Here is a 6,947-nt window from a genome sequence, read left to right on the forward strand (position 1 = left end):
CCTCCTCTGCGCCCTCTGCGCCCTCTGCGGTTAATAAAAAAATCTCATTGACAACACAAATGAAATAGAATAGCCCTATGCCAAAACATCTCAGCTTCGTAATCCCAGTTCACAACGAAGAAGCCACCATAAAATTGCTGTTTGACAAAATCCAAATTGTCATGTTCCAAACAGCAATTGACAGTTACGAAGTCATTTTCATAGATGACGGTAGCCGCGATTATTCCTGGCAAGAAATCACAGATTTAGCCAACAAACATCCCAAACTAATTAAAGCGATTAAAATGCGCCGCAACTTTGGCAAATCCGCCGCACTTTCAGCAGGATTTCGCAATGCAGCCGGGTTAATTATCTTTACTCTCGATGCTGACCTTCAGGATGACCCCGCTGAAATTCCCAAATTCTTACATCATTTAGAATCGGGATTTGATTTAGTTTCAGGTTGGCGAAAACAGCGGAACGACCCGCTTTCTAAAACTTTACCTTCCAAGCTGTTTAATGCCGTTGCGTGTTTGCTGACTGGGGTGCAAATGCACGATATGAATTGCGGTTTTAAAGCTTACCGTAGAGAAGTTTTGCAGTCTATTAAATTGTACGGGGAATTGCACCGCTACATTCCAGCTTTAGCAAACAATTTAGGGTTTAAAATTGGCGAAGTAGTTGTGGAACATCATCCGCGAAAGCACGGAAAATCAAATTACGGCTGGGAACGTTATGCGCGGGGATTTATTGATTTGTTGACGGTGTTAGCCACGACGCAGTATTTGCACAAACCGGGTCATTTGTTTGGGGGTTTGGGATTGTGTTTTGGCTTGGTTGGAACTGTTTCGCTGAGTTATTTGATAGTTATTTGGTTTCTGAATTTGGCGGGGATGAATTTTGGGCCGATCGGGAATCGACCTTTGTTATTTTTTGGGATTTTGTGTACAATTCTGTCGGTGCAGTTGATTTCTTTGGGGATTTTAGCTGAGTTGATGGCGCGGAATGTGGATGCTGATTATGTGGACAAGCAAATTAGCGAAATTATTGATGATTCGGGTTTTGATATTTAACCACATATCTGATTCTGCGGTTGAAACCGCTTCTATACAAACAAAGTCTGCCTTCGCAGACTGAATAAATATCTCATGTTTTCAAGAATAGTATTATCTAATTTTAAACAGTATCCATTTGCCTTCTTTCTCTACTATTTCTCCGTCAATATTTGGATGCCAATCGCTGCGAGTCAGGATATAATCGGCATGATAGTTTTTGGCTACTTTGACTAAATCTGCACTGCTGCGGCGGAGAAAAAAGTCATTTCCTCCCCAAATCATTTGCGGGTTTAAGGGGACTCCTAAAACGGTTTCCATGCGAGTTTGCCATTCTTTGATGCCTTTTTCGGTAAAGGGAAAGTTCTTGAAATTGACGACAATCGCTCTTTCGGAGAAAAACTGGAAGCTGGTAACTGAAGGTGGAATTAATACGAGTGAATCGCGGCTGCTACTTTGCGAAAATCGCACAGCTAATTTGCTTAAGTCGTCTCTGGGAACGGTATTGATATTAACTCTTGTTTGAAATACATTTAATATAGGTTTGGGGAGAATTCCTGCTATTCCACAAACTAAGGTGGCGGTAGTTATTAAGGCTAAGGTGTGAGTTAAACTCTGTTTTATAGATGTAGCTAGGGATGTTTGTTCTAAAATGAATGGGAAGGCGAGGATTGAGAAAAAGATTGGGATGCTAATTATTCGATCGCCCATTATTTCCCATGAATCAGTCACCGGATATATCACGCTGTAAATTACCGTGCCGGCTGCTATAATCCACAAGAATATATTATATCGTTTTGGAAATACGTATTTTTTTGTTTGCCAAACTGATAATCCTAAGAAAATGATACCCCTAAAAGGCAAAGTTAGTACAGCTAACAGCAACAAGCTAACAGCTATTTGTTTTTCTCTGTAAAGTTGCTCGACCGTCAAAGCAACAGCAATAAATATAATTAATTGAGCAAAAGGTACGGTTCTAGCTAACTGTAGTTTGGCGATAAAAGCCACCGGGTAAATTTCTACAAATATGTAATTTAGAAACAGTGCAAAAATTGATGTGCCAACAATTACATAAAAATTAATCTTGTCTTCTTTTGGCAATAAATCGGAATTTTTGATGCACAGCAAGCCACCCATTATGAAACATATAAAGTTGAACCAATTCCCGACATCCCAATTTGACGGGAGGATGTGGTGGGGGTTGCGGACTTTCGCGTGAATGTAGACAAACTGGGCGTTGTCGATAGTGTGAGTGCTGGTAGTACCTGTTAATAACATCGGTACGTAAACGATACTTGCCATTGCTGCTAAAAGTGCGATCGCCAAAATCAATGTTTTGAACTTCCGCTGTCTTACAGATTCAATAACTAAAACGGGAAGCATCATCAACCCCGGCAACAAACCAACTAAAAATTGCAGCAAACAACCCAGTCCAAAAAAGAAATATCCTGTCAGCCATTTCTGGCGCAAACTAAAGTAAATTCCCCAGATTGCGAAACCCATTGCGAAGGTACTGGGTACTGATTTGGTGGAAAATATCAGCGTGTTACCAACATCTGTAAATGAAGCGGCTATACATAAAAAAGCCATCGCTGCGGCAGGCAGTTTGGAATTAGTATAAATATTAATAATTGCGTAGCAAGCTAGGATAAATGAACCAAAGGCTAGGAATTGATAAATAAAGTGCGCTAGGGGAATGCTGGTTCCTAAGTTGGCGAGCAAATAGATAATATAATAATAGTAATATCTCGGATTAAACTTAACCATTTCCTGGACGTAATAGTCATTTTTATACAGTTCAGGATTTAGCATAAATTGAATGGGCGGCACTTCTGGAAAATTGCCTCCAATGGGGAAAATATAGCCAGTGGCCATCAGGGAGCCGATGATGACAAAAGTATAGAGAGATAGATTAAAATACCAGTGGGATTTTTGATGTTTTTGCATTGACGGTTCCACCTACCTACTGACAGCCAAATTGTTAATCTCCAGTTGGCATTGGTTTGATAAATCCTGTTGGCTGCTACTCAATACCTCAAGCAGCAGATAAATGGGATGTTTGCCCTCAACTAATAGATTTAAGCCGATCGCACTTTTTGGACTATAAGCCATCTCTGCTGAGTCTACTAATTTACCTTGCTTGTCCCACAAAGTCAAGCGCAGGGCAACTCCCGGACATTGTTTGTTAGGTAAATTGAGTTTCCCGGTAACTTTTACTTTCTCTGAGATGGAACCTAAATACAGGAAAGATGTATCGAGTTTCTTGCTGTTTTTAATTGGATGAGTTACAATATTATATAGGTCATCCGATTGTTGACTGACTGAATAATTGGCACTTGTGTAGATTGATTGATGCAAACTAATCCAATCTAACTGCGTGCCTGGTCGATCGACTATTTGCCGCTGCATCGCCTCCAGAGTCCTAACTGCCGTTGCTGTATCAGTCGGCCGCATCCTCCGGTAAACGCTGAGTGTCACGCCGTTTTCTAGCTTAAACTGTTCCGGTAGCAATTGGAAATCGCGGGCAATTTCCCAGTTTTGAGTAAAGGCATCGTACACAACTTTAACAACATCTTGTTCGTGCGATCGCAAAACTTGTTCGTCAGTCGGTAACACCTGCTGAAAAGGTACAGCAACCACCGCATATTGTGCCTGCAACAACTCCGGTAGCGGGTAAGTATCGCGCGAGTCAATTTGCGGCCTCCCGATGGTATTTAATTTCCACCAACCCTCCGGCGGGTTTAATTTTCGGTTGGCTTGTCTGAGGATATTAGCATTAAAACTGTTAGAAGCACCGGCAATATAAATCGGTTCTTCATTCGGTGCTAATTTTCGCAGAAACTCCACTAATTTTACAACTTCGTCGTAGTCCGATCGCACTAACGGCGGAAAATTAGCCATAAACAGTCTTGACAAATCAATCTTGAGAGGAATTAACCCGACTGCGGCATTCAAAACCAGGTACAAACCCGCCGCGCCCAGCATCAAATACCGGACTTTTCCCTTGAGTGTCAGCCAAGTTGTCCAGAAAAATGTGGATAGTCCCAAAAGTGCGATCGGTGTAATATGAATTGTATAGTGCAAGTAGCCGTAACGCAAGACTAACAGCCATTCAATCAGCGACAAAACCCCAAATAACGAAACAAAAATACCCGCCGCCGGAACCAGCATTCGAGTCAGAATTCCCGCCGAAAAACCAATCAGTACCAGCAGCCAAGTACCCAAACCGTAAAAATTCGCATAACGAGTTAAAATATCATTTACAGGCAAACTCCAAGCGACATACAAACTGCGGTAGTCAACCGTCAGAGCACTGCGAGTAAAATCTCCCGCTACCAACATTAAAATAGTCAAGCTAGTTGCAGCTATCAAAACCAATTTGATGCCGGATTCAAACAAATTTTTCCAACCTTTGTTTTGAATACTTTGAAATAGCAATCCTAAATGACTTGTGGGATGGGCTTCTAGCCCGTCCCGGCTAAAAGCCTGAACCATTTTGATAACTGCCTTGGGATTGCTATACTGTATAATAAACTCGATGAAAGCCTGTAAAGTCGCGGCACCAAAAAATGCGATCGCACTATAAGCAAAATGGCGCCGCAACAGAATAGCCGCCGCCAGAAAAAACCCAATTAACGGGATTTTCCACCAAGATTTCAGCTTAACATCCTGCAAATAAACCAAAATTGCCAAGGCTACAAACACACATCCGCCAGTATCCAGATATCCCCGGAGAGTCGGTATCCAACTCATCGGAATTAATAAACTCAGCAGCACCGTTGACCAAAACACCCGGCGGGAATAAACTGGAATTAGTTTGGCAGAAATTGCCCCCAGCAACAGGCGAAACGGCAGCACATAAATCAGGGATACGCTAAGAATGTAACTCAGCCGAGAATCGCCAAATAAGAGAATAAACGGCACTAACGGCAAACAGATTAACAGGTTTTTTTCCTTAGATAGCGATTCTATAACTCCGCGCCATGCTTTATCTGGCGAGTCTCGAAATAAATTTGCCGTGTTGACTGTAGCGGTATTGTATCCCGCGTAATCCCACCAATAAAAAGTATGTTCGCTGGATACATAGATTGATGTTACTGCAACTGTTACGAGAACAACTAAAAACAAGAAAAACCCATCAATCAGAAACTTGCGAGGCGATTTAAAAGAAACACTATCAAATAATCCCATCAGTCTAGCAACCCTAAATCAATTGTATAGTCCTGGACGCACGGGTACTCAGAAACCGGGTTTTTTTGCCAATATCTTGCATCAAAACTTTTAATTTCGGTAAAAACCCGGTTTCTTTGGTATTGATGCGCGTCCAAGATTGTTACCTTAAAACACTACCTTGCAAAAAACCCTCCAACTTTTCTGCATATTGCCGATTCGCGATCGCACTTGGATGCAGGTCATGAGGTAAATTATTATTGGCAGGTATTTTCAAATCAACCGAAATATCGGCCGTAGCAATTCCCTCCTGACTTAACTCCTCCAACATCTTAGCAGAACCGGCATTAATTCCCGCAACAACTAACTTAACACCATTAGCCTCAGCCACACGGTTAAATTCTTTAATAATTGCCTTAGAAACCTCATGGCTTCTATACAATCCCTCTTCAAATTGATTGTAATTAACATCCAAAAAATGGCTTAATGCAGAAACCCGCATCAGCGGGAACTCGTGATATTCAACTTTTGCCATTTTGTAGGTAAAATTATTTTTTCCATTCAGCCTAGCATCGGGCTGGAATAGAATACCCAATTTATTCCAAGCAGCCATTTGCTTTCTTCTCGCCCTTAACAGAGTATTGCGGCGGTCATGAAATCCCGCATAAGCAATCACCGCTATTTTGGGTTTATTTCCTTGCTTTAGTGCTTCTTTAAATTGAATCAACGAGTGCAGCGTGCCGTAGCCGTTAACTCCAAAATTTACTATTTCATATTTGGGTAATTTCTCTTGCAACAACCAAGCATAAGTTTCGCTGTCATTCAATGACCAACCGTAGGTAAAAGAACAGCCAAATATCCAAATTTCAGGCTTTTTTGACGATAAATTGTAAGTATTGAGGGGATGTGTTATTCTGAGACTATTATTGAGATGAGTTGCATTAAATGAGTAATTGCCGTTAAGTGTTACCTTGAATTTACCGGGCAAATGTTTGTAGCCGAGTTCCGAGTCTTTGGTGAAAAAGTTACCTTTTGGTTCGACGGCCACATCAACATTTTCTATTTGCCAGGGTTTGTATCCCGCAACTCGCAAGACGATTTCAGCCGTGGTGGTAGATAAAAAAACTGGAAAAATTAGATAAGTTATTAATCTGAAAGCAACATTTTTAGCAATTTTTTTTTCGCTCATTAACATAATATGAAACGTCAGCAAAAGTATAATAAACTGCCATGCGAGTATTATCTAGTTCATGGATCTAATTTAATTAGATTGAGCGCACCAATATCAGCAACGGGCTAGAAGCCCGTTCCACAAAAAATAAACTTGATTGTGGAACAGGCCGGAAAGCCTGTTAAGCGAGAATAGTGCCACATCTGAGTTTAAACTCACATCTTGCACCAATATCAGCAACGGGCTAGAAGCCCGTTCCACAAGAAAATCTACTTTTTGTGGAACGGGCATCTTGCCCGTTCTTGAGAATGGTACAACATCTGAGTTTAAACTCACATCTTGCACCAATATCAGCAACGGGCTAGAAGCCCGTTCCACAAGAAATAAACTTGATTGTGGAACGGGCATCTTGCCCGTTCTTAAGAAGAGTGCAAAATATTGGTTTAAACTCACATCTTGCACCAATATCAGCAACGGGCTAGAAGCCCGTTCCACAAAAAATAAACTTGATTGTGGAACGGGCATCTTGCCCGTTCTTAAGAAGAGTGCAAAATATTGGTTTAAACTCACATCTT

At 41.3% G+C, this 6,947-nt stretch carries 5 protein-coding genes; 1 reads left to right on the top strand and 4 read right to left on the bottom strand.

Annotated elements, in window-relative coordinates; translation table 11 throughout:
* Nucleotides 1-77: 77 nt before the first annotated feature.
* Nucleotides 78-1,052 (top strand): glycosyltransferase family 2 protein, encoded by a 975-nt coding sequence (locus tag QUB11_RS10430; protein ID WP_333200060.1) that lies wholly within the window; start codon nt 78-80, stop codon nt 1,050-1,052.
* Nucleotides 1,053-1,145: 93 nt separating this feature from the next.
* On the opposite strand, the gene QUB11_RS10435 is transcribed toward QUB11_RS10430, so the two are convergent.
* From QUB11_RS10435 to QUB11_RS10450, 4 genes are all read right to left on the bottom strand, one after another.
* Nucleotides 1,146-2,978, bottom strand: coding sequence for a DUF6798 domain-containing protein (locus QUB11_RS10435; RefSeq protein WP_333390455.1), 1,833 nt, complete (start codon nt 2,976-2,978; stop codon nt 1,146-1,148).
* A 12-nt stretch (nt 2,979-2,990) separates the two neighbouring features.
* Nucleotides 2,991-5,222: a hypothetical protein gene (locus QUB11_RS10440; RefSeq protein WP_333390458.1), complete on the bottom strand. Its 2,232-nt coding sequence runs from the start codon at nt 5,220-5,222 to the stop codon at nt 2,991-2,993.
* A 142-nt stretch (nt 5,223-5,364) separates the two neighbouring features.
* Complete coding sequence (locus tag QUB11_RS10445) at nt 5,365-6,390, bottom strand: SGNH/GDSL hydrolase family protein (RefSeq protein ID WP_333200065.1); 1,026 nt, start codon at nt 6,388-6,390, stop codon at nt 5,365-5,367.
* 96 nt (nt 6,391-6,486) lie between these two features.
* Nucleotides 6,487-6,947 (bottom strand): hypothetical protein (locus tag QUB11_RS10450; RefSeq protein WP_333200067.1); only part of this gene is annotated, 461 nt, incomplete at its 5' end.

Origin of the sequence: Microcoleus sp. B6-A1, from assembly GCF_036705085.1 — a bacterium.
Lineage (GTDB): Bacteria > Cyanobacteriota > Cyanobacteriia > Cyanobacteriales > Microcoleaceae > Microcoleus.

Excerpts from the sequence above, each read along its gene's own strand:
- QUB11_RS10430 (WP_333200060.1), top strand. The coding sequence starts at position 78 with ATGCCAAAACATCTCAGCTTCGTAATCCCAGTTCACAACGAAGAAGCC.
- QUB11_RS10435 (WP_333390455.1), bottom strand. The coding sequence starts at position 2,978 with ATGCAAAAACATCAAAAATCCCACTGGTATTTTAATCTATCTCTCTAT.
- QUB11_RS10440 (WP_333390458.1), bottom strand. The coding sequence starts at position 5,222 with ATGGGATTATTTGATAGTGTTTCTTTTAAATCGCCTCGCAAGTTTCTG.
- QUB11_RS10445 (WP_333200065.1), bottom strand. The coding sequence starts at position 6,390 with ATGAGCGAAAAAAAAATTGCTAAAAATGTTGCTTTCAGATTAATAACT.